The sequence below is a fragment of the Mycobacterium botniense genome, from assembly GCF_010723305.1.
GTDB lineage: Bacteria > Actinomycetota > Actinomycetes > Mycobacteriales > Mycobacteriaceae > Mycobacterium > Mycobacterium botniense.
Genome location: NZ_BLKW01000004.1, coordinates 1,781,196 through 1,804,922, shown reverse-complemented (window position 1 = coordinate 1,804,922; position 23,727 = coordinate 1,781,196). Strand labels below are relative to the sequence as shown.

Here is a 23,727-nt window from a genome sequence, read left to right as displayed (position 1 = left end):
ATTCTGTTGCCGTGCCAGGGCAGCCCCAATCCGGTCCACTAGTGGGGCGTGCCCGCATCACCAATGTCGCCAATATGCTGACCGGTTTACGGTTAGCATTGGTGCCCGTCTTCCTGGCCGCGTTGTTCGCCGGGGGTGGCCACGAAACCTCTAGTCGCACAGCGGCTTTCGTGATCTTTGCGGCCGCCGTCATTACCGACCGGTTAGACGGTGCGCTGGCCCGCAACTATGGCATGGTGACCGAGCTGGGCACACTGGCCGATCCCATCGCCGACAAAATCCTCATCGGCGCGGCGCTGATCGGGCTGTCGATGCTGGGCGATCTGCCCTGGTGGGTGACCGTGCTGATTGTGGCTCGCGAGGTCGCAATCACCGTCTTGCGGTTCGCTGTACTTCGCCGTGGCGTTGTCCCCGCCAGTTGGGGTGGCAAACTCAAAACCCTGGTGCAGGCGGTCGCGATCGGGTTGTTCGTACTCCCAGTATCCGGGACGTGGCTGGTGGTGGCGACGGCGGTGATGGTTGCCGCCGTCGTGCTGACCGTGGTCACCGGTGTGGACTACGTCGTGTCGGCGCGCAGGGAAGTGTGCTGGGCCACCCGCTCCCGGCGATGATGGCGGGCCGGTGGGTGCTTCCGGGGGTGCCCGGCCGGGAACCCGAGCCGCAGGCCCGGGCGTTGACCGGGTGAATACTGTGGAACTGGCCTGACCGGACGAAGGAGAGCACGATGCCCCCACTGTTACGCGAGGTCATTGGCGACGTGCTGCGCCGCGCCCGGATTGCACAAGGCCGGACATTGCGTGAGGTGTCCGGGTCCGCGCGAATAAGCCTGGGATACCTGTCGGAGGTCGAGCGGGGCCGCAAGGAAGCCTCCAGCGAGCTGCTCAACGCGATTTGCGACGCCCTGGACATCCCGTTGTCGACGCTGCTGGTCGACGCCGGCGAGCGGATGGCCACCCGGCAACGCGAGGAGCTCAGCGATGTCGGCGCTCCCGGCATCGACGAAACCACGAAAGTCGTCATCCCGCCGGTGGCGTCGTTGGCCGTGGCCTGAATCCGGCGGTGATACATGTTCTGCGATGTCACCGCGAGGGACCGGGCCCCCGCCGGAAGGGACACAGTGCCGGCCGATACGTGACACAGCGAGGCGTGCCGAACCGATACATTGAGCGGCAGGGGATGCGCAGCAACCCCCCGGGCGAGCCGTCTGGTGAGAGGGACACGAAAGCGGAGCTAACTCATGGCTAATCCGTTCGTCAAAGCGTGGAACTACCTGATGGCGCTGTTCAACGCGAAGATCGACGAGCACGCAGATCCCAAGGTGCAAATCCAGCAGGCCATCGAGGAAGCCCAGCGCCAGCACCAGGCCCTGACCCAGCAGGCGGCTCAGGTGATCGGCAACCAGCGGCAACTGGAAATGCGGCTGAACCGGCAGCTGGCCGATATCGAAAAGCTGCAGGTCAATGTGCGCCAGGCACTGACCCTGGCCGATCAGGCCGCCGCTGCCGGCGACACCGCCAAAGCCACCGAGTACACCAATGCCGCCGAGGCGTTCGCCGCCCAGCTGGTGACCGCTGAGCAGAGCGTCGAAGACCTCAAAACCCTGCACGATCAGGCACTGAGCGCGGCCGCACAGGCCAAGAAGGCCGTCGAACAGAACGCGATGGTGTTGCAGCAAAAGATTGCCGAGCGCACCAAGCTGCTCAGCCAGCTTGAGCAGGCCAAAATGCAGGAACAGGTCAGTGCGTCACTGCGAGCGATGAGTGAGCTGGCCGCGCCCGGTAACACGCCCACCCTCGACGAAGTGCGGGAGAAAATCGAACGTCGCTACGCCAACGCGATCGGCGCGGCGGAGCTGGCGCAGGGCTCGATTCAGGGCCGCATGCTCGAGGTCGAACACGCCAGTATCCAGATGGCCGGACATGAACGGCTGGAGCAGATCCGCGCAGCGATGCGCGGTGAGGCGTTGCCGGCCGGGGACGCGTCGGGCGGTGTGCCGGCCACTCCCGCCTCCAGCAGCGAGCCCGCCGCCGAAAAAACCACCGGCCGCCAATAGCGGAGCAGCGATGACGGTGAGATCGCGGCCCACCGGCGCCGGTCAATGGTGCACGCTGCTGCGTCGCGGACTGGATACCGTCACCGAAATCTCCGGCCTGGTGGCACACAAGATCAGCGCAGTGACTGATCCGCGGGCCCGGATGCGGCGCCGCCAGCGCCGCGCATTGCGGTGGGGATTGTTCTTCAGCGCCGGGTGCCTGCTGTGGGCTGTGATGACGGTGCTGCTCGCGGCCTGGGGCTGGTTCATGCTGCTGCTGGTGATCACCGGGTTCATCGCAGCCGTCCAGGCGATTCCCGCGACCCTGCTGCTGCTTCGCTACCGGCGGCTGCGTGCGGAGCCGCTGCCGGCGCCGCGGCCGGCCAACGCCCGCCGGCTGCCTCCGCCGGGTTCAGCGGCGCGGCCTGCGATGTTCGCGCTGGGTGCCTCCGAACGCGGGTTCTTCTCGCTACTTGGGGTGATGGAGCGAGGGAATATGTTGCCGGCCACTGATATCCGTGACCTTACCGCAGCGGCTAACCAAACGGCTGCGGCCATGGCAGCTACCGCCGCCCAAGTGGTGTCGATGGAGCGGGCGGCGCATCTGACCCCCGGATCGCGGCCGTATCTTGTTCCGGCCATCAATGCCTATACCACACAATTGAATGCAGGCGTCCGTCAGTACAATGAAATGGTCACTGCTGGAGCACAATTCGTTTCTTCAGCCAGTGGCGGTGCACACGCTGGGTCCTGGGCGTCGCAGCGACGCTACCGTGACGAGCTGGCCGGTGCGACTGATCGTCTACAGAGTTGGGCGCAGGCGTTCGACGAACTCGGGGGACTGCCCCGGGTTGAGAGCTAGACCAACATCGCGCGGTTCCTCAGCGGCCGGCGCTGTCGGTCTGAAATGTGGCCCTCAGCGAGGGCAGCACCATCGCGGCCAGACCGCGGACGGTCGCCTTGAGCATGTCGTAGAAGTCGAAGTAGTCGCGCCACAGCGTGATTCGCCCGTCGTGCACCTCGAAGACGCCACAGACCCAGAACTGGATTCGCAGCGGACCGAAGATCAGCGCATCGGTGCGCTCAGTCAGGACCGCGGACTCGTCAGCGGCGATGCGGTGGATTTTCACCTCAAACCGCACCCGGCCCTGCATGCCGCGGAAGAGCTTCATGGTTCGGTCGCGGCCGTAGATGGTGGGCAACCCGACGTTGTGATACACCAGATCATCGGCCAGCGCCGCCCCGGCGGCGTCGAAGTCTTCGTCCTGCAGCGCGTTCAGGAAGGCCTCGACGAGGTGGGTGTTGTCACGGGTGCTCGGCTGGGTCATGGTTGTCAGGGTAAGGGCCGGGCGCTATAGCGGGTAGGGGCAAATGCGCGTCGCGGTGGTCGCTGGGCCAGATCCCGGCCATGCGTTCCCCGCGATCGCCTTGTGCATCCGGTTCCTGGCGGCGGCCGACACGCCGATCCTGCTCACCGGCGCGAACTGGTTCGACGCCGCCCGCTCAGCCGGCGTTGACACCGTCGAACTGGCCGGGCTGGAGGCCACCGACGAGGACCGAGATGCGGGGGCCAGGATCCACCAGCGTGCTGCACATATGGCGGTGCTCAACGTGCCGCAGCTGCGGGCGCTGGCACCCGATCTGGTGGTGTCCGATGTCATCACCGCCGCCGGTGGCATGGCCGCTGAGCTGCTGGGAATCCCGTGGATCGAACTCAACCCCCATCCGCTCTACCTGCCCTCGAAGGGGCTGCCGCCCCTGGGCAGCGGACTGGCGCCCGGCCGCGGCGCCGTCGGGCGGCTGCGCGACGCGGCCATGCGGGCACTGACGGCCCGGTCTTGGCGTCAGGGTCTGCGCCAGCGGGCAACAGCCCGGGCCGGTATCGGCCTGCCGGCATGCGACCCGGGACCACTGCGCCGGCTCATCGCCACGCTGCCGGCGCTGGAAGTCCCGCGCCCGGACTGGCCGGCTGAGGCTGTCATCGTCGGCCCGCTGCATTTCGAGCCGACCGGCCGGCTGCTGCCCATCCCGCCGGGGACCGGACCGGTTGTGGTGGTCGCGCCCTCCACCGCCGCGAGCGGGGCCGGCGGGGTGGCGGAGCTGGCGCTGCGCTGCCTGATCCCGGGTGACACGCTGCCCGCAGGATCGCGGCTGGTGGTGTCGCGTCTGAGTGGGGTGGAACTGAATCTGCCGCCCTGGGCGGTTGCCGGGCTGGGACGCCAGGACGAACTGCTGAAACACGCCGATCTGCTGATCTGTGGTGGTGGCCACGGGATAGTGGCCAAATCGCTGCTGGCCGGGGTGCCGATGGTGGTGGTGCCCGGCGGCGGGGACCAGTGGGAGATCGCTAACCGGGTGGTACGCCAGGGCAGCGGGCGGCTGGTGCGCCCGCTGACCGCTGAGGCGTTAATCGCCGCGGTCGGGGAGGTGCTGTCCTCGGCACGGTACCGTGCGGCCGCCCGACAGGCCGCCGCCAGCCTCACCGAGGTCGCCGATCCGGTACGGGTGTGCCGCCAAGCGGTCGCTGGGTAGGTTGGCGCGCGTGCGGCTGACGGAGTTTCACGAGCGGGTCACCCGGCGGTTCGGCGCCGCTTACGCGGCGTCGGTGCTGGTCGACCATGTGCTGAGCGGGTTCGGCGGGCGCACCGCCGCGGAGGCGATCGAGGACGGTGTGGATCCGCGCGATGTGTGGCAGGCGTTATGCGCCGACTTCGACGTTCCGCGGGAACAGTGGTGAGACCGCTGCCCGCACGGGGGTGTCGGTTCACGAGCACACAGCCGGCAGCGGATGTCGGCGTTGTCAAGGGTCCGTGTTGTCAAGACTGCGTAAGGATTCGGGTTCGATCCGTCAACAACTTGTATGACTTGCTGTGGGTGAGATAAGCGTCTGCTAAGGCTGCCTAACCTCAATGAGTCAGGTTGTCAACCAAGATCATTGAGGAGTGCCATGTCTTTTGTGACGACACGTCCGGAGGCGCTGATGGCCGCCGCCGGGCGTCTGCAGGCTATCGGTGCAGCGATGGCCGCCCAGAACGCGGCCGCGGCCGCACCGACCACCGGAGTGGTTCCCGCCGCCGCCGATGAGGTGTCGGCGCTGCAGGCCACACAGTTCGCGGCGTACGGCACGCTGTATCAGTCGGTCAGCGCACAAGCCACGGCAATTCACGAGATGTTCGTCCACACGCTGGGAACCAGCGCGGGTTCGTACGGCGCCACCGAGGCCGCCAACACCGTCGCGGCCGGCTCCTCCGGGTCGGGGCTTTCCGGAATCCTGAGTTTGCTGACCGGGCAGGGCGCCTACCAGCTCGTGCCCGGCGCGCTCAGCAACAGCGGCGTGGTCGGTGTTATGCAGGTGTCGAATTTCGGTTCCGCCGCCTCCGATCTGCTTCAGCTCGGCAGCGCCGGGTTTATCACCGGTGGCGCCCCGGGCGCCGAGACTCTCGGTTCGGCCGGTGTGGGTGCCCCGTTGCTGGCCGGCGCGGTGGGATCGGCGAGCCATGCCGGCATCGGTGCCGAGCCGGTCGTGGTCGGCCTGGGCCGGGCATCGTCGGTCGGCGGCTTGTCGGTGCCGCCCAGTTGGGCCGGGGAGCCCGGGGCTGCGGGTCCTGCCCCGGCGACGCTGGCGGGCGCGGGCTGGACGGCCGCCCCGCCGACCCCGCCGGTCAGCACCATGCCGGCCGGGATGCCGTCGGTGGCCGCCGCCGGGAAAGCCGCCGGCTTGGGAGCGCCGCGCTACGGCGTCAAGCCCACCGTGATGCCCAAACCGGCAGTCGTCTAGCTGCCCGCGCCGCCGACGTGGCACGGCGAGCTAACCCAAATCGATTACGACAGAACAGGATTGAGAAAATGGATTTTGGAGCGTTGCCCCCTGAAGTCAATTCCGCGCGCATGTACACCGGTCCGGGCGCGGCGCCGATGATGGCCGCCGCGGGGGCGTGGAACGATTTGGCCGCCGAGCTGAGCAGCATGGCGTCCTTCTACCAGGCGGTGATCTCGGAGCTGGCCGGCGACGAATGGCTGGGTCCGGCGTCGGCCTCGATGGCCGCCGCGGCTGCCCCCTATGTGGCGTGGATGAACTCCACCGCCGCGGCCGCCGAGCATGCGGCGGCTCAGGCCATGGCATCGGCGGCGGCCTTTGAGACCGCGTTTGCCATGACGGTGCCCCCGGCGGTGGTCGCGGCCAACCGGGCCCAGCTGGCGGCGCTTGTTGCGACGAATATCCTGGGCCAGAACACCCCCGCGATCATGGCGACGGAGGCTCAGTACCTGCAGATGTGGGCCCAAGACGCCGCCGCCATGTACGGCTACGCCGCCTCCTCGGCGAATGCCGCCACGCTGTACCCGCTGACCTCGCCGGCGCCGACCACCAATCCGGCCGGGGTGTCCGGCCAGGTGGCCGCCGTCGCTCACGCCGCCGCCTCGAGCGCGGGTACCCAAAGCGGGCTGTCGCAGCTGGTCGCCACCCTGCCCAACACCGTGCAAGGGCTGGCGTCCCCGCTTCCGGCAGCCAGCGGGTCATCCGCGTCGGGGCTTTCGGGTCTCATGGGCACCAACGGTTTCCTGTCGGAGATCATCAACTCCACCGAAAACATCGGGATCTGGAACGGCACCCAGACCGTCACCGGCATGGCCGGAAACATCGGGGCCTGGAACATGTTCGCCGGCATCTCCTCCGGGGTCGGGCTGGCAAAGGCCGGGCCCGCAGCATTCAGCGGCGTCCAACTGGTCGGCGCCGACGGTGTCGTCTCGAGCGGTGTGGGAGAAGCGGCTCTGGCGAGCCCGGCGGGCGGTGCGGTCGCCGGTGGTGCACCGGTGTTCGTGAATGTGGGTCAGGCGCCCTCGGTGGGCGGGCTCTCGGTGCCGGCCAGTTGGTCTGCGGCCACCCCCGCGGGCACGGCCTCGGCGACGCTTTCGGGCACGGGCTGGACCGTTGACGCAGAACAAAGCCCGCCAGTGGCTACCATGCCGGCCGGGATGCCGTCGGTGGCCTCGGCCGGGCGCGGGAGCTTGGGCTTCGGCGCGCCCCGCTACGGTGTCAAGCCCACCGTGATGCCCCGTCCGGTGGTCGCCGGATAGCGGGAAAAGCCGGGCAGGTTTGCGCCGGTCCCGGCGTGTCACCTTGAATCGAACAGGTGTTCGTCTACTGTACGTGGTGTTCGGGTGGGCATGGCGCCTGAAGCGGTCCGGGGTTCTTGTCGGTGGGCTGTTCTAGCGTCACGGCCAACCGACCGATACCGGTCACCGAACATCAACTACAGGAGAAAACATGACACCAGCCCCTGATCGTGAGAAGGCTCTCGAGCTGGCGGTGGCTCAGATCGAGAAGAGTTACGGCAAAGGCTCGGTGATGCGCCTCGGCGACGAGGTGCGTCAGCCGATCTCGGTCATACCGACCGGGTCGATTGCACTGGACGTGGCGCTGGGCATTGGTGGTCTGCCCCGCGGCCGGATCGTGGAGATCTACGGCCCGGAATCCTCGGGGAAGACCACTGTGGCCCTGCACGCGGTGGCCAACGCGCAGGCCGCCGGCGGTATCGCGGCGTTCATCGACGCCGAGCATGCGCTGGATCCGGAGTACGCCAAAAAACTCGGCGTGGACACCGACTCACTGTTGGTCAGTCAGCCCGACACCGGTGAGCAGGCACTGGAGATCGCCGACATGCTGGTCCGCTCCGGCGCGCTGGACATTTTGGTTGTCGACTCGGTGGCTGCGCTGGTGCCGCGGGCGGAGATCGAGGGGGAGATGGGTGACAGCCACGTCGGCCTGCAGGCCCGGCTGATGAGTCAGGCGATGCGGAAAATGGCTGGTGCGCTGAATAATTCGGGAACCACGGCCATCTTCATCAACCAGCTGCGGGAGAAGGTGGGCGTGATGTTCGGGTCTCCCGAGACAACAACGGGCGGAAAGGCCTTGAAGTTCTACGCTTCAGTTCGCCTGGACGTGCGGCGAATCGAGACTCTCAAGGACGGCACTGAAGCGGTCGGTAACCGGACCCGGGTGAAGGTCGTCAAGAACAAGGTGGCCCCGCCGTTCAAGCAGGCCGAGTTCGACATTCTCTACGGCAAAGGCATCAGCAGGGAGGGCTCGCTGATCGACATGGGTGTGGATCAGGGTTTCATCCGCAAGTCCGGCGCCTGGTTCACCTACGAGGGCGAACAGCTCGGCCAGGGCAAGGAGAATGCCCGCAACTTCCTGGTGGAAAACGCCGACGTGGCCAACGAGATCGAGAAGAAGATCAAGGAAAAACTCGGTATTGGTGCGGTGGTGACCGATGACGTGACCGATGACAGCGCCCTACCCGCCCCGGTCGACTTCTGAGCCGTCACGCGAGGAGCAGGCCCGGGCGCTATGTCTGCGGCTGCTCACCGCGCGTGCCCGCACCCGGGCCGAGCTCGAAAGCCAGCTGGCCAAGCGGGGATACCCCGAGGACGTCAGTGCGCGGATCTTGGACCGGCTGGCAGCCGTGGGCCTGGTCGACGACACCGCCTTCGCCGAGCAGTGGGTGCAGTCCCGGCGCGCCAACGCGGGAAAGAGCAAGCGCGCGTTGGCCGCCGAGCTGCATGCCAAGGGCCTTGACGACGACGTGATCACCGCGGCGGTAGGCGGAATCGACGCCGGTGCCGAGTGGGAGCGGGCCGAGCGGCTGGTTTCCGCGAGACTCAGACGCGAGAACCTTGACGGCGATCAGCTGCGGGTAGCGCGTCGATTGATCGCGATGCTGGCCCGGCGCGGCTACAGCCAGACCATGGCCCACGACGTTGTGAGCACCGCGATGAGGCGGGAAGTGGAACGACGCCGCGTTTAGCGGGCGTGACGCCGGGCCGGTCGTTCTGGCGATCCGCCCGGCCCGCGTGCGGGCGGCCGGCCGTCGGTCGTGAGCGCGCCGTACCATGGCTCCGTGACGTCGACGATGGCGCAGGAGGTGACTGCGGGCACGACAGCCGGGCGCTCGTCCGGGTGTGCGCGTACCTATCAGGTCCGCACCTACGGCTGCCAGATGAACGTTCACGATTCCGAACGATTGGCCGGCCTGCTGGAAGCCGCAGGCTATCAGCGGGCTCCCGAGGGCGCCGACGCCGATGTGGTGGTGTTCAACACCTGCGCGGTGCGGGAAAACGCCGAGGACAAGCTGTACGGCAACCTGAGTCACCTGGCCCCGCGCAAGCGCCGCAATCCCGACATGCAGATCGCGGTCGGCGGCTGCCTGGCCCAGAAAGACCGCGACGAGGTGCTGCGCAAAGCGCCGTGGGTGGACGTCGTCTTCGGCACGCACAACATCGGGGCGTTGCCTGCGCTGCTGGAGCGGGCCCGTCACAACAACACCGCTCAGGTGGAAATCGCCGAGGCGCTGCAACAGTTTCCGTCGTCGTTGCCGACAGTGCGCGAATCTGCTTATTCCGCTTGGGTTTCCATCTCAGTGGGCTGCAATAACCGCTGTACTTTCTGCATCGTCCCGGCGCTGCGGGGCAAGGAGGTCGACCGCAGCCCCGCCGATATCCTGGCGGAAGTCCGGGCGCTGGTGGATACCGGCGTGCTCGAAATCACGTTACTGGGGCAGAACGTCAACGCCTACGGCGTCTCGTTCGCCGATCCCGGATTGCGCCGTCATCGTGGTGCTTTCGCCGAGCTGCTGCGCGCGTGCGGACGCATCGACGGACTGGAACGGGTCCGGTTCACCTCGCCGCATCCGGCCGAGTTCACCGATGACGTCATCGAGGCGATGGCGCAGACACCCAATGTCTGCCCGGCGTTGCACATGCCGCTGCAGTCCGGCTCCGACCGGATCTTGCGCGCGATGCGGCGCTCGTACCGCGTCGAACGTTTCTTGAGCATCATCGACCGCGTGCGGCAGGCGCTGCCGCACGCGGCTATCACCACCGATGTGATCGTCGGCTTTCCCGGTGAGACCGAAGAGGATTTCGCGGCCACCCTCGATGTGGTGCGGCAGGCCCGCTTCGCCGGCGCCTACACCTTCCAGTACTCCAGGCGTCCCGGCACACCGGCCGCTGAATTGTCCGGGCAGGTGCCTAAAGCTGTTGTGCAGGAGCGCTATGAGCGGCTGGTCGCGGTGCAGGAAGAGATCGCGTTAGCGGAAAACCGCGCTCAGATCGGGCGCACCGTGGAACTGCTGGTCGCCACCGGGGAAGGCCGCAAGGATGACCACACGGCGCGGATGAGCGGACGGGCGCGAGACGGGCGGCTGGTGCATTTCAGGCCCGGGGCATACCCGGTCAGGCCCGGTGATGTCATCACTACGGTGGTCACCGGCGCCGCGCCGCACTATCTCCTCGCCGACGCCGGTGCCGTGACGCATCGACGCACCCGCGCCGGTGACGCATACGAAAACCGTGCGCCCGGGGTGAGTCTCGGCATGCCGCGGGTGCGGCCACCGCTCAGTCACGCTCAGCCGCTCGGGTGCACCTGATGAATCCCAACCCCGACGGGTTCGACGCCTTCCGGCCCGACATCGAGGCCGCCGAACGTCGGATTGCACGTGAAATCGAGCCGGGTGCAAGGGCTTTGGTCGTGGCCATCCTGGTGTTCGTGCTGGTGGGGTCGTTCATCCTGCCGCACACCGGCGATGTGCCGGGATGGGATGTGCTGTTCAGCACGCACCGCGCCGGCGCGGCAGCGGTGGCGTTGCCGTCACGGGTGTTTGGCTGGCTGACCTTGGTGTTCGGTGTCGGGTTTTCGGTACTGGCGCTGCTGACCCGCCGCTGGGCGGTGGCGTGGGTGGCCCTGGCGGGCACTGCGGTGGCCAGTGCCGCCGGATTGTTAGCCGTGTGGTCGCGTCAAACCGTGGCTCCCGGTCATCCCGGCCCCGGGGCGGGGCTGATCATCGCCTGGATCACGGTGGTTTTGCTGACTTTCCACTGGGCCCGGGTGGTGTGGTCGCGCACGATCGTGCAACGTGCCGCCGAGGAGCAGCGGCGCCGGACCGTCGCGCAGCGGCAGTCCAGAACGCTGCTGGACAGCCTGGGCGATTCCGCGGGGGGGACACCGCCCGGCGACGACCACGACACACCGCGGTAGACCCGAGCGTCGGCTCGCCGGGTTCGTCGTCTCCGGCTATGACTTGCGGGTTAACGCGTGGGCGGCGGCGTCGGCCCATTGCCGCCACTGCTCAGCACTCGCCTTGGCCTCTTCGGCTTCTTTGCTGCGCCCTGCCGCTTCGGCCTTCTGCGCCTGGCGTTCGAATTGTTCGGCGCGTACCCGGAACTGCTCGGCGCGGGCCTGCGCCTGCGGGTCCGCCCAGTCCGAGGTGGTCGCGGCGCGCACCTTTTTTTCGACCGCGCGCAGCCGCCGCTCCAACTCCGCCGATTTCTCCCGGGGCACCTTGCCGATGGCTTCCCATTTCTCGGTGATCGAGCGCAGCGCCGCACGTGCGGCGTCCTGGTTGCTGGTGTCGAGCTTTTCCGCTTCGGCCAGCAGCGCCTCTTTGGCTTCGGCGTTGGCCTGCAACTGCGCATCCCGCTGAGCGGTCGCCGCGTTCCGCGCCGCAAAGAACGCGTCCTGGGCGGCCTTGAATCGGCGCCACAGCGCGTCGTCGACATCGCGGGCCGCTCGTCCGGCCGTCTTCCATTCGCTGAGCAGCTTGCGGAATTCTGCGCTGGTGGCGCTCCAGTCCGTCGACCCGGAGAGTTCTTCGGCGCGTTCGCACAGCCGCTCTTTCGCCTGCCGGGCATTCGAGCGCTCCCGGTCCAATTCGGCGAAGTGGGATCCGCGGCGCCGGTTGAACGTGTCGCGGGCTGCCGCGTAGCGCTTCCAGAGGGCGTCGTCGGTTTTGCGGTCCAGGCCCGTGATCGTCTTCCACTCCTCAAGGATCGCCCGCAGCCGCTCCCCGGCGGCTTTCCACTGGGTGGAGTTGGCGGCCAGCTCCTCGGCCTCGGCAGCCAGTGCCTCTTTGCGCGCGGTCTGGGCGGCGCGGTGCTCTTCGCGCCGGGTGCGATCCGCGGCGATGACGCTGTCGGCGTGCTCGCAGATGCTGCTCAACCGGCTGGCGAGCGCGTCGACATCGCCGAGCACATTGGCCGTCGGCAGCGTCTCGGCCAGCGCTGCGGCGGCGGCTTTGATCTTGCGGGCGTCGCCGGTACCCGATGCCAGCCGTTCTTCCATCAAGGTGACTTCGGTGGCCAGATCATCGAACCGGCGGCCGAAATAGGCGAAGGCGGCTTCGGTGTCGCCGGCCTGCCAGGAGCCGATGACACGCGCACCGGCGGCGGTGATCAACCAGACCGTGCCATCGTCGTCGACGCGCCCGAACCGATGGGGGTCATTTGCCAATGGGGCTGCCGCGGCCGGCGGCCGGGGCGCTTGTACGGGCCCGGGACGCGGCCCCGGACGGGGAGTCGGACGAGGTGCCTCATTGCTGCGGGGCTCGTCAGCCGTCATGCGCTACCGTCACCACCCTTCGCGCGGGACACCCGCGCATCTGCCGCGCATCGCGGCGCCATCAGCTGCGCTGCGGGGTCGAGGCCCCGACTACCTCCCAACTGTATTGAAACAGCTCGGCGGGTACCGCGCGGCGCGGCGTCGGTGTGCTGTGGCCGCGCCGCGCGGGCGCCTGGTTGCGCCGGGCGTCCAGACGCGCGTGGCGGGCCCCGCGTGGTCAACACCCCGGCACGTGCTGACCGCATTCGCGGCGGCTGACGCCCGCCGCCGTGGGCCAGGCGTGACAGTCAGGTTGCTGCGCGGGTGCAGGCCCGGGGCGATGGCTGGGCAGCCGATCAGGTCGATCTCTGCCTCATGGCTGTGGGGTTGAGCACGTCGCCCGTCGCGGGTTAGCAGCGGCGCGGCGAGGCCCTCGGCGAGGGCGGCATACCCGCCGTCGGCGACGGTATGGGTGCCCCGCAGTTGGAAGGCGCGCTGGATGAAAGCCTTTGCCGGCCAGCGGCGGGGCGACAGGAGCTGGATATCGGCGAGCGCGACGAGAGCCCTTCGTGATCACTGATCAGCCGGCGCGTTACCGCTCGACGGATAGCACCGGACACCTCGACGTCGACGTGGGCGGGGGTATGCACGGTCTCATCCCGGCTATCGCGGCCACGGCGCGGGCCGCAGCGGTGAGCAGGATCCGGGTGTTCCCGCGTGGCGGCGATACAACGCGGGCGTGATCGAGCACAATAGGGTCCTTGTCAGCCGGTACGTGAGCCAACGGGCCCAGCCAGCGGCCAGTTCGGTCGGCCAGTAAGGGGGTCACCGATCGCGAGCGTGAATATCGCAGCGCTGCTCGCCCTGATTGCCGCGCTGGTGTCGGGTGTGGGCGATGTGATCCGCCAACGATCCGCGCAGGAAATCACCGATGAGCCGGTCGGGCATGTCGAGCTGTTCCGTTTGTCGTTGCGCGACACCCGGTGGTGGCTGGGCGGGGCGGCGGCGGTGGTCAGTTTCGGCCTGCAGGCGGTTGCTTTGCTGGTGGGATCGGTGGTGTTGGTGCAGGCGCTGCAGGTGACCGCGCTGCTCTTCGCCTTGCCGGTGTACGCGCGGCTGACCCGCCATCCGGTGACGCGCCGGGAGTGGACATGGGCGGCGCTGTTGGCCGCCGCCGTGGCAGTGTTCGTCACCATCGGGGAGCCCGCAGCCGGTCAGCAACGGGCGTCATTGCAGACCTGGGCGGTGGTGGTCATGCTGCTGGGTCCGGCATTGGCGTTGTGCGTGCTGGGCGCGCAGCTGTGGTCAGGGACGGTTGCGGCCGTATTACTGGCGGTGGTGTCCGCGTCGTCGTGGGCACTGTTCGCGGTGCTGACGAAGGGGGTTGTCGATGTGATCAATGACGACCCGTGGCATATCCTGCGCGCACCGGAGTTATACGGGTGGATGCTGGTTGCGCTGGTGGGGACGGTTTTTCAGCAGTCAGCCTTTCGCGCCAGTTCGCTGACCGCCTCGTTGCCCACTATGACCGTGGTGGAGCCGGTGGTTGCTTCGGTGCTGGGGGTGACCGTGCTCGGGGAAACCCTCAATGCCGACGGCCCCGAGATATTCGCGCTGGGGGCTGCGGTGGCGGTGGTGATCGTCGCGACGGTGGCATTGGCCCGCGGCGAGGCCGCCACCATGGCGGCCGGCGGCGAGCGGTCGGCACCAGCCAGCCGCCGGGCGGCCACCGCCGACCCCGAGCCGTGGGCTTGGCTCCACACCAGCGCGGGCGCCCACTCGAGCGGGTCGCCTTCGGCGGTACGGGCGCAGGGCGCGCCTCGATTTGTGAGGTAGCAGAACAGGCGGTTTCAGCGCCGGGGCTGCCGAGCAATCGGTGCAGCAGGGCGGGCCGGCTGCACCGATCGCGGTCGGTGAATAGCGTGGGTACGGACGGCGTCCGAGGCGGACGGCGCGCGGAGGAGGGTCACCGATGGTCAATGCCGAGATCGCCGCGACGCTGCTCGCCCTGGGTGCCGCGCTGGCGGCCGCGATCGGTAGTGTGATCCGGCAGCGGTCGGCGCAGGAGGTCACCGATCAACCGGTGGGCCACTTGGCGCTGTTCGGCATGTTGCTGCGCGATGGCCGGTGGTGGCTGGGCGCAGCAGGGGATATCGCGAGTTACTGTCTGCTCGCCGCGGCCCTGGACAAGGGCTCGGTACTGTTGGTCACGGCACTGCAGGTGACCGTGCTGCTTTTCGCCTTACCCATCTATGCGCGGGTGACCCGTCATCGGATCACCAGCCGGGAATGGATGTGGGCGGTCGTGCTGGCCGGGGCATTGGCGGTAGTCGTCACGGTCGGCAATCCCGCGGCCGGCTGCGCGCGCGGCTCCCTGGGAACCTGGATAGCCGTGGCCGTCATGATGGGCCCGGCATTGGCGTTATGTGTGCTGGGCGCCCGGATTTGGTCGGATCGTCCGGTCGCGGCGGTGCTGCTGGCGGCGGTGTCGGGTTCGTCGTTGGCGTTGTTCGCAGTGCTGACCAAGGGCATCGTCGACGTGCTCGGACACGGTGTTGGCCAGTTGCTGCACACCCCCGAGCTGTACGGCTGGGTGCTCGCCGCGCTGGCCGGGATGGTTTTTCAACAGTCGGCGTTCCGTGCCGGTGCATTGACGGCTTCTCTGCCGACCATTACCGTGGCAAAGCCCGTGGTGGCCTCGGTGCTGGGGGTGACCGTGCTCGGCGAAACGTTGCGGGCCGACGGCACGGAGTGGGTGGTGCTTGTACTGGCAGCGATGCTGGTCATCGTTGCGACCGTGGCGCTGGCTCGGGGCGAGGCCGCCAGCATGTCAGCCGGCGCCGGTCGCGACGCGCGGATCGGCGACCACTCGGCAGTACCGTCGCAGCACTAAAGACCTCTCGGCCCACGCGCTTTGGTATCGGCGGGTGGCGAATCGGCGTCGGAGTACTCATCACGCGCGGCGCGCCGGGCAGCAGTTGCGGGCATGGCAGAGTGTTGTGCAACGGTCAGCGTAGCCCCGAATGTTCTCCGACGCCGATGAGGAGGTCGCCATGGACAAGGCGGACATTGCGGCGTTGCTCGCTTTGTGCGCCGCACTGTCATCTGCGTTTGGCTCAGTGATCCGGCAACGGTCGGCGCAGGAGATCACCGACGAACCGGTTGGGCACTGGAAGCTGTTCACCTTGTTGTTGCGCGACCGTCGCTGGTGGCTGGGCGCCGCCGCGGCGGTGACAAACTACAGCCTGCAGGCAGCGGCGCTGAGTATGGGGTCGGTGATACTGGTCACGGCGCTGCAGGTGACGGTGCTGCTGTTCGCACTGCCGATCAACGCCCGGTTGACCCACCACCGGGTAACACCGTGGGAATGGATTTGGGCGACGCTGCTGGCGGCCGCGGTCGCGGTGATCGTCACGGTCGGCCATCCCACCGCGGGCCAGCAGCGGGCGTCGCTGGGCACCTGGGTAGTGGTGGCCGTGGTGATGGGACCGGCGCTGGTGTTGTGTGTGCTTGGTGCACGAGTCTGGCCCGGACCGGTCGCCGCTGTGCTGCTGGCGCTGGTGTCGGGTTCATCGCTGGCCTTGTTCGCGGTGCTGACCAAAGGGGTCATCGAGGCCGGCGAAGCCGGTGCCGGCGCGCTGCTGCGCTCGCCCGAAGTTTATGCGTGGATCGCAATTGCGATGACCAGCATGGTGTTTCAGCAGTCAGCTTTTCGATCGGGTGCGTTGACGGCGTCGTTGCCCACGCTGACGCTGGCCAAGCCGGTGGTGGGCTGGATCTTGGGGATCACCGTGCTGTCCGAAAGACTGCGCGTCGACGGCGCCCAACTGGGTGCGCTGGTGGTGGCGGTTGCGGTGATGGTCGTCGCGACGGTGGCCCTGGCCCGCGGCGAGGCCGCCACGATGGAGGCCCTCAGCCGACGACGCGCGACAGCCACGCGTCCACCGGTGACATCGCCGGGAGGCTAATTTGGTGGCGTGCTGAGCGCCATCGCGATCATCCCGTCCGCGCCGGTGCTGGTTCCTGAACTTGCCGGCGGGGCCGCCACCGAGCTGGCTGAGCTGCGCGCGGCGACGATCGCCGCGGCGGCGACATTACCGCCGCGCTGGATGGCCGTCGGCGTGGGCGCTGCCGACGAGGTGGTCGACCCGGATCGCGTGGGCACCTTCGCCGGGTTCGGCGTCGAGCTCACGGTGCAGCTTTCGCCGCAGACCCGGCAGACCGCACCGGCGGTGGCGCCGTTACCGTTGTGCGCGTTGATCGCCGCCTGGGTGCGGGGGCAAGCGCAGCCGGAGGCGAGCGCGCAGGTCCGTGTCTACAGCCGCGATCATGGGGTCGAGGCGGCGCTTGCCTGCGGTAGGCGGTTGCGTGACGAGATCGACCAGACGGGAGATCAGCTCGGTGTGCTGATTGTGGCCGACGGGGCCAACACGCTCACGGTCGCGGCCCCCGGCGGCTACCAGCCGCGTGACGTGGAGGTGCAACTCGCGCTCGATAACGCCCTGGCGTGCGGTGACGTGGCGGCCCTGACCCGGTTACCCGCGCAGGTGGTGGGGCGAGTCGCATTTCAGGTGCTCGCCGGCCTGGTCGAGCCGGCGCCGCGATCGGCCAAGGAGCTTTGCCGGGCAGCACCCTACGGGGTGGGCTACTTCGCCGGTGTATGGCAGCCGTGAGAACCTCGCGATGAGACCGCTGGCGATTGTCGGGCCGACGGGCACGGGCAAGTCGCAGCTGGCGCTCGAGGTCGCCGAGCGGATCGGCGGTGAGATCGTCAACGCGGATGCGATGCAGCTCTACCGGGGCATGGATATCGGCACGGCGAAGCTTCCGGTCGCAGCTCGGCGCGGCATCCCGCACCATCAGCTCGACGTGCTCGAGGTCACCGACACCGCCACCGTCGCTCACTATCAGCGAGGTGCCGCCGCCGACGTCGAGGCGATCGCAGCCCGGGGCGCTGTGCCGATCGTGGTTGGCGGTTCGATGCTGTATATCCAATCGCTGCTCGACGACTGGTCGTTCCCGGCGACCGACCCCGGGGTACGGGCCCGGTGGGAGCGCCGGCTCGCCGAGGTCGGGGTGGGCAGGTTGCACGCTGAGCTGGCCCGGCGCGATCCGGTTGCGGCAGCGGCCATCCTGCCCACCGACAAGCGGCGCGTGGTGCGGGCCCTGGAGGTCGTCGAGCTTACCGGGCAGCCGTTCGCGGCGTCCAAGCCACGTATCGGCGCACCGCGGTGGGACACCGTCATCATCGGATTAGATTGTGCAACAGAGGTTCTCGATGACCGCTTGTTCCAGCGCACCGACGCCATGTTCGCTCACGGCCTGGTGGAGGAAGTGATCGGGTTGCTAGGTCGTGGGTTGCGTGAGGGTGTCACCGCGTCCCGCGCGCTGGGTTACGCGCAAGTGATCGCGGCGCTGGACGCCGGCGGCACGACGGAATTGCTGGCGGAGGCGCGTCGCAAGACCTACCTGGGCACCCGCCGCTATGTGCGCCGGCAGCGCTCCTGGTTCCGCCGCGACCACCGGATCCGCTGGCTGGACGCCGGCGCTGACCGCACGTGCCTCGTCGACGCCGCGCTGCGGGCCTGGCGGCACGTATCCTGATCAGGTGATCTTCGCCAAAGGCCACGGCACGCAGAACGATTTCGTGCTGCTGCCTGACCTGGACGCGAAGCTGACACTGTCGCCGCAGGCGGTCGTGGCGCTGTGTGACCGGCGCCGCGGATTGGGCGCTGACGGGGTGCTGCGCATCACCACCGCGGCCGCGGCCGTGGCGGCCGGTGTGCTGGATCGGCTGCCCGACGGGGTAGGTGGTGCGGACTGGTTCATGGACTACCGCAACGCCGACGGATCGGCCGCGCAGATGTGCGGTAACGGCGCGCGGGTGTTCGCCCACTACCTGCGGGCCAGTGGTTTGGAGTCGGCCGACGAGTTCGTCATCGGGTCAGCGGCGGGGCCGCGGCCGGTCACCGTCCACCGGGTCAGCCCGGCTGAGGCCGAGATCAGCGTCGACATGGGCAAGGCCGCCGTTGTGGGCACCGGGGAGGCGATCGTGGGGGGCCGGCGGTTTCGCGGTGTGGCGGTGGATGCGGGCAACCCCCATCTGGCGTGCCTGGACCGGGAACTGACCGGGGAAGAGCTTGCGGCGCTGGATGTTTCAGCGCCGATCAGCTACGACCGCGCGCAGTTCCCCGACGGGGTCAACGTGGAAGTGTTGACCGCGCCCGCCGACGGGGTGGTGTGGATGCGGGTGCACGAGCGCGGCGTCGGTGAAACCCGGTCGTGCGGCACCGGTACCGTCGCGGCCGCGGTCGCCGCGCTGGCCGACACCGGGGGGGACACCGGCGTGTTCACCGTGCGGGTGCCCGGCGGCGATGTGGTCGTGAGCATCACCGAAGCCACCAGCTACCTGCGTGGCCCCTCGGTGCTGGTGGCCCGTGGCGAACTTTGCGAGGAATGGTGGCACGCACAGCAGCGTTAAATGCAGGTGCATGTCGTCGTTCGGACATGCACTATCGAATTACTGCCGATGACACATCCAGAAATTCGCAACTCCCGTCAGCTCGGCCCTGAGCCCAGCGCGGGCGAGCTCGCCCTCGACGACCGTTCGGCGCTGCGCCGGGTCGCAGGATTGTCGACCGAACTTGTTGACGTTTCCGAGGTCGAGTACCGCCAACTGCGCCTTGAGCGGGTGGTGCTGGTCGGTGTGTGGACCGACGGCAGTGTCGCCGACGCCGAGGCCAGTCTGGCCGAACTGGCCGCGCTGGCCAAAACGGCCGGATCCGTGGTGCTGGACGGGTTGATCCAGCGTCGCGATAGGCCCGACCCGTCCACCTATATCGGCTCGGGTAAGGCGGCCGAGTTGCGGGAGGTGGTGCTGGCCACCGGTGCCGACACCGTGATCTGCGACGGTGAACTGTCCCCGGCGCAGCTGACCGCGCTGGAGAAGGCGGTCAAGGTCAAAGTCATCGACCGCACCGCGCTGATCCTTGACATCTTCGCCCAGCACGCCACCAGCCGGGAAGGCAAAGCGCAGGTGTCGCTGGCGCAGATGGAGTACCTGCTGCCGCGGCTGCGGGGCTGGGGTGATTCGCTGTCGCGGCAGGCCGGTGGCCGCGCCGGCGGCAGCACCGGTGGGGTGGGGCTGCGCGGCCCGGGGGAGACCAAGATTGAGACCGATCGGCGCCGTATCCGGCAGCGGATGGCCAGGCTGCGCCGCGATATCAAGGCCATGAAACAGGTGCGTGACACCCAGCGCAGCCGCCGACTGGCCAGTGAGGTGCCGTCGATCGCGATCGTGGGCTACACCAATTCCGGTAAGTCGAGTTTGCTCAACGCCCTGACCGGGGCCGGGGTGCTGGTCGACGACGCGCTGTTTGCGACCCTGGAACCCACCGCGCGGCGCGGATCCTTCGATGACGGCCGGGTGTTCGTGCTCAGCGATACCGTCGGTTTCGTGCGTCATCTGCCCACCCAGCTCATCGAGGCGTTTCGCTCCACGTTGGAGGAGGTTGTCGACGCCGATCTGTTGGTGCATGTCGTCGACGGTTCCGACGTCAACCCGCTGGCACAGGTTAACGCGGTACGCCAGGTGCTCTCGGAAGTCATCGCCGACCACCACGAGGATCCGGCGCCCGAGCTGCTGGTGGTCAACAAGATCGATGCCGCAAGCGATCTCGCGTTGGCTCAGCTGCGCCGTGCACTGCCGGGGGCGGTGTTCGTCTCGGCGCGCACCGGGGAGGGCCTGGACCGGCTGCGGCAGCGGATGGCCGAGTTGCTGGCACCCACCGATACCGCCGTGGATGTGGTGATTCCCTATGACCGTGGCGATCTGGTGGCCCGGCTGCACGCCGACGGCCGGGTGGTGCAGGCCGAGCACAATGCGGTCGGCACACATATCAAGGCGCGGGTTCCAGTGGCGCTGGCCGCCAGCCTGCGGGAGTTCTCGGCAGCCGGCGCTTCGTCGGCGAGCTCATAAAAGCTCGTAGACGTCCTCCACCGGTGCGTCGAGCAATCGCTCGGCCAGCTGGGCCTTCAGTTCATCAAGGCGGTTCTCCTCGCCCGCTGTGCGCTGCGGCTTTTGGGCCAGGTCGATGAATTCGCCGGTGACGTAGCCCGCCCGCAGCAGCAGGGTGGCCGACAGATTTCCGACACCGAGCTGAAAGACGAAACTCTGCAACAACCGCCCGCGATCGGGGCGCGCCAGGGTCAGATCGACGGTGTAGCGGCCATCCGTCACCGCTCGGGTGACCATCTCAAATCCGTCCCGAGCGCCCGGGCCCTGAAAGGCGGTGCGCACCACGACCGAACGCCGTTGCGGTGGTTCGTTCGCCGACAACAGCCCAAACGCGCGCTGCATCACCGTGAAGGCGACAGCAACGCCGCCCGGCGAATAGGGACCCGCGTAGCGCAGCAGGTCGGCGAAGGAGAACTCGAGGACCTGGCCGCGCTCCCGCACCCGAATTGTCTCGGCCATGCGCCGACTGTAGGCGCAACCACGATGCGGGCGCGCAGCGCTCCCGGGCGCCGCCGGATGCCGGGTCTGACCCCGACACGATCAACCAACTATCCGGTTGGTATATGTTGGGCGGCGGAGTCCACGTTCGCCGGAGGTCACCGATGGGCAGCGCCGTCAAATACCAGCGCACACTGTTTGAACCTGAGCATGAACTTTTCCGGGAGTCCTATCGGGCTTTCCTGGAACGCCACGTCGCTCCATATCACGATCAGTGGGAGAAAGACAAGATCGTTGACCGGGCAGTCTGGCTGGAGGCCGGCAAGCAGGGTTTCCTGGGTATGGCGGTTCCCGAGCAGTACGGTGGGGGCGGTAACCCCGACTTCCGCTACAACGCCATCATTACCGAAGAGACCACAGCCCGACGCTTCAGTGGTATCGGTTTCGGGCTGCACAATGACGTCGTGGCACCGTATCTGCTGCGGCTGGCCACCGAAGAGCAGAAGCAGCGCTGGCTACCCAAATTCTGCACCGGAGAATTGATTACGGCCATCGCCATGACTGAGCCGGGGACCGGCAGCGATCTGCAAGGAATCAAAACCCGCGCGGTAAAACAGGGTGACCACTACATTCTCAACGGATCAAAAACGTTCATTACCAACGGAATCAATTCCGACCTGGTGATCGTCGTGGCGCAGACCGATCCGGACAAGGGTTCGCACGGTTTCTCGCTGCTGGTTGTCGAGCGTGGTATGGCCGGTTTTGAACGCGGCCGGCACCTGGACAAGATCGGGCTGGATGCCCAGGACACCGCGGAGCTGTCATTCACCGATGTCAAGGTGCCGGTCGAAAACCTGCTCGGCGAGGAGGGCAAAGGGTTCATCTACCTGATGCAGAACCTGCCGCAAGAACGTATCTCGATCGCCATCATGGCGGCCGCGGCGATGGAAACCGTGCTGGAGCAGACCCTGCAATACACTAAGGAGCGCAAGGCCTTTGGCAGGCCGATCGGCAGCTTCCAAAACAGCCGCTTCCTGCTTGCCGAGCTGGCCACTGAGACGACCGTGGTGCGGATGATGGTCGACGAGTTCATCCGGCTGCACCTCGACGGCAAGCTCACCGCCGAGCAGGCGGCGATGGCCAAGTGGTATGCCACCGAAAAACAGGTGCACCTGATTGACCGCTGCTTACAGTTACACGGCGGCTACGGCTACATGCGCGAATACCCTGTCGCGCGGGCCTACCTCGACGCTCGGGTGCAGACGATTTACGGCGGCACGACCGAGATCATGAAGGAGATCATCGGCCGTAGTCTTGGTGTTTAAGCCTGGATCGGTTATGGCACAGCGGGTTTCGTCGATAATCGACGCGGCGTAACCGGCTATGGGCAGCCTCATCCTCGGTTGTGGGCGTCGTGGGCCCGATGAGCGCGCTCGAGCAATTCGGTCAGCTCGTCCTGGTGACGGATCCGTGCGCGGTATTTGGGGGGGAGCGCATCGATCTGGCGTTCTTCGGCGAGAAGCTGATTGTAGGTTCTCTCCCGTTCGGCCGGATCGGTGTCACAGTTGAGGTCGAGGTACTCGTACGCATGACGGCGAGCGCGTGCGACAGCGTGCTGCGCCCGTCCGCGGCTGGACAGCAGCGACGCCGCCGTCGTGACGACCAGGATGACGGTGATCACCACCAGCGACAGACCCGTGCTCACGTCGGCGACCGGGACGGGGTTGCCGTGGTTGATAAATGGAATGTTGTTCTCGTGCAACGCTTGCAGCATCAGCTTGACGCCAATGAAGCCGAGGATCACGGCGAGGCCGTAGGGCAGGTAGATCAGCCGGTCGAGCAGGCCGTCGATCAGAAAGTACAGCTGGCGCAGACCCAATAGCGACAGGGCGGTAGCGCTGAACACCACGTACACGTTGCGGCTCAGGCCGAACAATGCCGGGATCGAATCGAATGCGAAGAGCAGGTCCGTTCCCGCGAGGGCGACCATCACGAGCAGCATCGGGGTCAGCACCGGTTTGCCGTTTTCGATGGTGAACAGCCGATCACGGTGATACCGGTCGGAGGTGCGTAAGAATCGCCGGGCCGCGCGGATAACCACCGCGTCCGCGGTGTGGCCTGCCGACTCCGACGGCCGCAGCAGGTTCCCCGCGGTGATCAGCAAGACCGCAGCGAACAAGTAGAACGCCCAGTCGAAGACGCTGATGAGCGCGGCACCAACAAAGATGAAGGCGGTGCGCGCGACCAGCGCGACCATGACACCGTACAGCAGCACTTTTTGCTGAGCCACCCGGGGAACCGCGAAGACGCCGAGGACGACCAGAAAGATGAACAAGTTGTCCACCGAGAGCGCTTGGTTGCTCAGGTAGCAGGCGAAGTATTCGACACCCATGGTGGTGCCGCCGACGATCACGACTCCGATTCCGAACAGGATCGCGAGTCCAATGAACAGCGCCGACCAGAGAGCGGCTTCACGCAGGGTCGGCACATGCGCATGCCGCACATGCGCGAGGTAGTCGAACATCGCCAAGCCCACCAGCACGGTTACCGTCAGGGCCCAAACCACCGCGGAAACACCCATGTCAGCTGCGTTACCTCCCACGGTTTTACGTGGCTGTCACCGCACGGTAACCCGACGACCGACCCGGGTGTGGCGCAGACGCGCCGCGATGTCCCGGGCAACCCGGCGCCATTTCCCCCTCGGCAGCGCGTTCTGTTTCGTAATGTCTGCAATATGCCTTCGGAATGGTCTTCTGCAGAGGCACAGGGGTGTGAGGCCGGGCGCACAGGGCTGCCCGGCGGCACGACCGCCCGGAACCGCGTGACCGGGGATCTACCCCTGCGTGCGTGGCTGAGCCCCGCGAGTGG

24 protein-coding genes and 2 pseudogenes are annotated in these 23,727 nt (G+C 67.6%); 21 read left to right on the top strand and 5 right to left on the bottom strand.

Features of this window, described 5'->3' with window-relative positions; translation table 11 throughout:
- Nucleotides 1–11 precede the first annotated feature (11 nt).
- From pgsA to pspM, 4 genes are all read left to right on the top strand, one after another.
- Complete coding sequence (gene pgsA / locus G6N08_RS18355) at nt 12–611, top strand: CDP-diacylglycerol--glycerol-3-phosphate 3-phosphatidyltransferase (protein ID WP_170301297.1); 600 nt, start codon at nt 12–14, stop codon at nt 609–611.
- 113 nt (nt 612–724) lie between these two features.
- Nucleotides 725–1,051: a transcriptional regulator ClgR gene (gene clgR / locus G6N08_RS18350; RefSeq protein WP_163759664.1), complete on the top strand. Its 327-nt coding sequence runs from the start codon at nt 725–727 to the stop codon at nt 1,049–1,051.
- A gap of 186 nt (nt 1,052–1,237) precedes the next feature.
- Complete coding sequence (gene pspA / locus G6N08_RS18345) at nt 1,238–2,053, top strand: phage shock protein PspA (RefSeq protein WP_163759662.1); 816 nt, start codon at nt 1,238–1,240, stop codon at nt 2,051–2,053.
- Nucleotides 2,054–2,063: 10 nt separating this feature from the next.
- A complete protein-coding gene (gene pspM, locus G6N08_RS18340) occupies nt 2,064–2,894 on the top strand; it encodes a phage shock envelope stress response protein PspM (protein WP_163759659.1) in 831 nt (276 codons plus the stop codon).
- A 19-nt stretch (nt 2,895–2,913) separates the two neighbouring features.
- Here the strand turns inward: pspM and G6N08_RS18335 are convergent, their stop codons facing one another.
- Nucleotides 2,914–3,360, bottom strand: coding sequence for a limonene-1,2-epoxide hydrolase family protein (locus tag G6N08_RS18335; protein WP_163759656.1), 447 nt, complete (start codon nt 3,358–3,360; stop codon nt 2,914–2,916).
- A gap of 43 nt (nt 3,361–3,403) precedes the next feature.
- Between G6N08_RS18335 and G6N08_RS18330 the strand changes: the two genes are divergently transcribed.
- The 9 genes and pseudogenes from G6N08_RS18330 to G6N08_RS18295 all read left to right on the top strand — a co-directional run bounded on the left by G6N08_RS18330 (nt 3,404) and on the right by G6N08_RS18295 (nt 11,066).
- Nucleotides 3,404–4,564, top strand: a complete 1,161-nt coding sequence (locus G6N08_RS18330) for a glycosyltransferase (RefSeq protein WP_163759653.1) — start codon at nt 3,404–3,406, stop codon at nt 4,562–4,564.
- 10 nt (nt 4,565–4,574) lie between these two features.
- A complete protein-coding gene (locus G6N08_RS18325) occupies nt 4,575–4,769 on the top strand; it encodes a DUF3046 domain-containing protein (protein WP_163759650.1) in 195 nt (64 codons plus the stop codon).
- A gap of 210 nt (nt 4,770–4,979) precedes the next feature.
- Nucleotides 4,980–5,276, top strand: a pseudogene (locus G6N08_RS20945) (PE family protein); the annotation flags it as partial.
- A 102-nt stretch (nt 5,277–5,378) separates the two neighbouring features.
- A complete protein-coding gene (locus G6N08_RS20940) occupies nt 5,379–5,810 on the top strand; it encodes a PE/PPE C-terminal domain-containing protein (RefSeq protein WP_246216869.1) in 432 nt (143 codons plus the stop codon).
- Between the two features lie 68 nt (nt 5,811–5,878).
- Complete coding sequence (locus G6N08_RS18315; RefSeq protein ID WP_163759644.1) at nt 5,879–7,108, top strand: PPE family protein; 1,230 nt, start codon at nt 5,879–5,881, stop codon at nt 7,106–7,108.
- 190 nt (nt 7,109–7,298) lie between these two features.
- Nucleotides 7,299–8,351 (top strand): recombinase RecA, encoded by a 1,053-nt coding sequence (recA, locus tag G6N08_RS18310; RefSeq protein WP_163759641.1) that lies wholly within the window; start codon nt 7,299–7,301, stop codon nt 8,349–8,351.
- Nucleotides 8,317–8,838, top strand: a complete 522-nt coding sequence (recX, locus tag G6N08_RS18305) for a recombination regulator RecX (protein WP_163759639.1) — start codon at nt 8,317–8,319, stop codon at nt 8,836–8,838. The genes recA and recX overlap by 35 nt, the downstream gene beginning before the upstream one ends.
- Nucleotides 8,839–8,943: 105 nt before the next feature.
- Nucleotides 8,944–10,458 (top strand): tRNA (N6-isopentenyl adenosine(37)-C2)-methylthiotransferase MiaB, encoded by a 1,515-nt coding sequence (gene miaB, locus G6N08_RS18300; protein WP_163760873.1) that lies wholly within the window; start codon nt 8,944–8,946, stop codon nt 10,456–10,458.
- Complete coding sequence (locus tag G6N08_RS18295; RefSeq protein WP_163759636.1) at nt 10,458–11,066, top strand: Rv2732c family membrane protein; 609 nt, start codon at nt 10,458–10,460, stop codon at nt 11,064–11,066. The genes miaB and G6N08_RS18295 overlap by 1 nt, the downstream gene beginning before the upstream one ends.
- 36 nt (nt 11,067–11,102) lie before the next feature.
- Here G6N08_RS18295 and G6N08_RS18290 read toward each other — a convergent pair whose 3' ends face one another.
- A complete protein-coding gene (locus G6N08_RS18290) occupies nt 11,103–12,425 on the bottom strand; it encodes a DUF349 domain-containing protein (protein WP_163759633.1) in 1,323 nt (440 codons plus the stop codon).
- A 333-nt stretch (nt 12,426–12,758) separates the two neighbouring features.
- A pseudogene (locus G6N08_RS21385) lies at nt 12,759–13,066 on the bottom strand (type II toxin-antitoxin system VapC family toxin); the annotation flags it as partial.
- A gap of 169 nt (nt 13,067–13,235) precedes the next feature.
- Here G6N08_RS21385 and G6N08_RS18285 point away from each other — a divergent pair.
- The 7 genes from G6N08_RS18285 to hflX all read left to right on the top strand — a co-directional run bounded on the left by G6N08_RS18285 (nt 13,236) and on the right by hflX (nt 20,382).
- Nucleotides 13,236–14,240 carry a DMT family transporter gene (locus G6N08_RS18285; protein WP_170301307.1) on the top strand — a complete coding sequence of 335 codons (1,005 nt, stop codon included), beginning with the start codon at nt 13,236–13,238 and terminating at the stop codon, nt 14,238–14,240.
- 136 nt (nt 14,241–14,376) lie between these two features.
- On the top strand, nt 14,377–15,297 hold the full coding sequence (locus tag G6N08_RS18280; protein ID WP_163759630.1) for a DMT family transporter: 921 nt from the start codon (nt 14,377–14,379) through the stop codon (nt 15,295–15,297).
- 160 nt (nt 15,298–15,457) lie between these two features.
- Nucleotides 15,458–16,372, top strand: coding sequence for a DMT family transporter (locus tag G6N08_RS18275; RefSeq protein ID WP_163760871.1), 915 nt, complete (start codon nt 15,458–15,460; stop codon nt 16,370–16,372).
- 9 nt (nt 16,373–16,381) lie between these two features.
- Complete coding sequence (locus tag G6N08_RS18270; RefSeq protein ID WP_163759628.1) at nt 16,382–17,077, top strand: class III extradiol ring-cleavage dioxygenase family protein; 696 nt, start codon at nt 16,382–16,384, stop codon at nt 17,075–17,077.
- Nucleotides 17,078–17,087: 10 nt separating this feature from the next.
- Nucleotides 17,088–18,008, top strand: a complete 921-nt coding sequence (gene miaA / locus G6N08_RS18265; protein WP_163759625.1) for a tRNA (adenosine(37)-N6)-dimethylallyltransferase MiaA — start codon at nt 17,088–17,090, stop codon at nt 18,006–18,008.
- A gap of 4 nt (nt 18,009–18,012) precedes the next feature.
- On the top strand, nt 18,013–18,885 hold the full coding sequence (dapF, locus tag G6N08_RS18260; RefSeq protein WP_163759622.1) for a diaminopimelate epimerase: 873 nt from the start codon (nt 18,013–18,015) through the stop codon (nt 18,883–18,885).
- 48 nt (nt 18,886–18,933) lie between these two features.
- Nucleotides 18,934–20,382 carry a GTPase HflX gene (gene hflX, locus G6N08_RS18255; RefSeq protein ID WP_218033397.1) on the top strand — a complete coding sequence of 483 codons (1,449 nt, stop codon included), beginning with the start codon at nt 18,934–18,936 and terminating at the stop codon, nt 20,380–20,382.
- Here the strand turns inward: hflX and G6N08_RS18250 are convergent.
- Nucleotides 20,377–20,880 (bottom strand): hypothetical protein, encoded by a 504-nt coding sequence (locus G6N08_RS18250; RefSeq protein WP_163759616.1) that lies wholly within the window; start codon nt 20,878–20,880, stop codon nt 20,377–20,379. The two genes, hflX and G6N08_RS18250, sit on opposite strands and share 6 nt — an antisense overlap.
- Before the next feature lie 143 nt (nt 20,881–21,023).
- Between G6N08_RS18250 and G6N08_RS18245 the strand changes: the two genes are divergently transcribed.
- Entirely contained in the window at nt 21,024–22,184 is a 1,161-nt protein-coding gene (locus tag G6N08_RS18245; RefSeq protein WP_163759613.1) for an acyl-CoA dehydrogenase family protein, read from the top strand.
- 68 nt (nt 22,185–22,252) lie between these two features.
- Here the strand turns inward: G6N08_RS18245 and G6N08_RS18240 are convergent, their stop codons facing one another.
- Nucleotides 22,253–23,440 carry a TerC/Alx family metal homeostasis membrane protein gene (locus tag G6N08_RS18240; RefSeq protein WP_163759609.1) on the bottom strand — a complete coding sequence of 396 codons (1,188 nt, stop codon included), beginning with the start codon at nt 23,438–23,440 and terminating at the stop codon, nt 22,253–22,255.
- Nucleotides 23,441–23,727 lie beyond the last annotated feature (287 nt).

What these genes read in the sequence shown, in the direction of transcription:
- clgR (WP_163759664.1), top strand. Translation starts at nt 725, where the DNA reads ATGCCCCCACTGTTACGCGAGGTCATTGGCGACGTGCTGCGCCGCGCC.
- pspA (WP_163759662.1), top strand. Translation starts at nt 1,238, where the DNA reads ATGGCTAATCCGTTCGTCAAAGCGTGGAACTACCTGATGGCGCTGTTC.
- pspM (WP_163759659.1), top strand. Translation starts at nt 2,064, where the DNA reads ATGACGGTGAGATCGCGGCCCACCGGCGCCGGTCAATGGTGCACGCTG.
- G6N08_RS18335 (WP_163759656.1), bottom strand. Translation starts at nt 3,360, where the DNA reads ATGACCCAGCCGAGCACCCGTGACAACACCCACCTCGTCGAGGCCTTC.
- G6N08_RS18330 (WP_163759653.1), top strand. Translation starts at nt 3,404, where the DNA reads ATGCGCGTCGCGGTGGTCGCTGGGCCAGATCCCGGCCATGCGTTCCCC.
- G6N08_RS20940 (WP_246216869.1), top strand. Translation starts at nt 5,379, where the DNA reads ATGCAGGTGTCGAATTTCGGTTCCGCCGCCTCCGATCTGCTTCAGCTC.
- G6N08_RS18315 (WP_163759644.1), top strand. Translation starts at nt 5,879, where the DNA reads ATGGATTTTGGAGCGTTGCCCCCTGAAGTCAATTCCGCGCGCATGTAC.
- recA (WP_163759641.1), top strand. Translation starts at nt 7,299, where the DNA reads ATGACACCAGCCCCTGATCGTGAGAAGGCTCTCGAGCTGGCGGTGGCT.
- recX (WP_163759639.1), top strand. Translation starts at nt 8,317, where the DNA reads ATGACAGCGCCCTACCCGCCCCGGTCGACTTCTGAGCCGTCACGCGAG.
- miaB (WP_163760873.1), top strand. Translation starts at nt 8,944, where the DNA reads ATGGCGCAGGAGGTGACTGCGGGCACGACAGCCGGGCGCTCGTCCGGG.
- G6N08_RS18295 (WP_163759636.1), top strand. Translation starts at nt 10,458, where the DNA reads ATGAATCCCAACCCCGACGGGTTCGACGCCTTCCGGCCCGACATCGAG.
- G6N08_RS18290 (WP_163759633.1), bottom strand. Translation starts at nt 12,425, where the DNA reads ATGACGGCTGACGAGCCCCGCAGCAATGAGGCACCTCGTCCGACTCCC.
- G6N08_RS18280 (WP_163759630.1), top strand. Translation starts at nt 14,377, where the DNA reads ATGGTCAATGCCGAGATCGCCGCGACGCTGCTCGCCCTGGGTGCCGCG.
- G6N08_RS18275 (WP_163760871.1), top strand. Translation starts at nt 15,458, where the DNA reads ATGGACAAGGCGGACATTGCGGCGTTGCTCGCTTTGTGCGCCGCACTG.
- miaA (WP_163759625.1), top strand. Translation starts at nt 17,088, where the DNA reads ATGAGACCGCTGGCGATTGTCGGGCCGACGGGCACGGGCAAGTCGCAG.
- hflX (WP_218033397.1), top strand. Translation starts at nt 18,934, where the DNA reads ATGACACATCCAGAAATTCGCAACTCCCGTCAGCTCGGCCCTGAGCCC.
- G6N08_RS18250 (WP_163759616.1), bottom strand. Translation starts at nt 20,880, where the DNA reads ATGGCCGAGACAATTCGGGTGCGGGAGCGCGGCCAGGTCCTCGAGTTC.
- G6N08_RS18245 (WP_163759613.1), top strand. Translation starts at nt 21,024, where the DNA reads ATGGGCAGCGCCGTCAAATACCAGCGCACACTGTTTGAACCTGAGCAT.
- G6N08_RS18240 (WP_163759609.1), bottom strand. Translation starts at nt 23,440, where the DNA reads ATGGGTGTTTCCGCGGTGGTTTGGGCCCTGACGGTAACCGTGCTGGTG.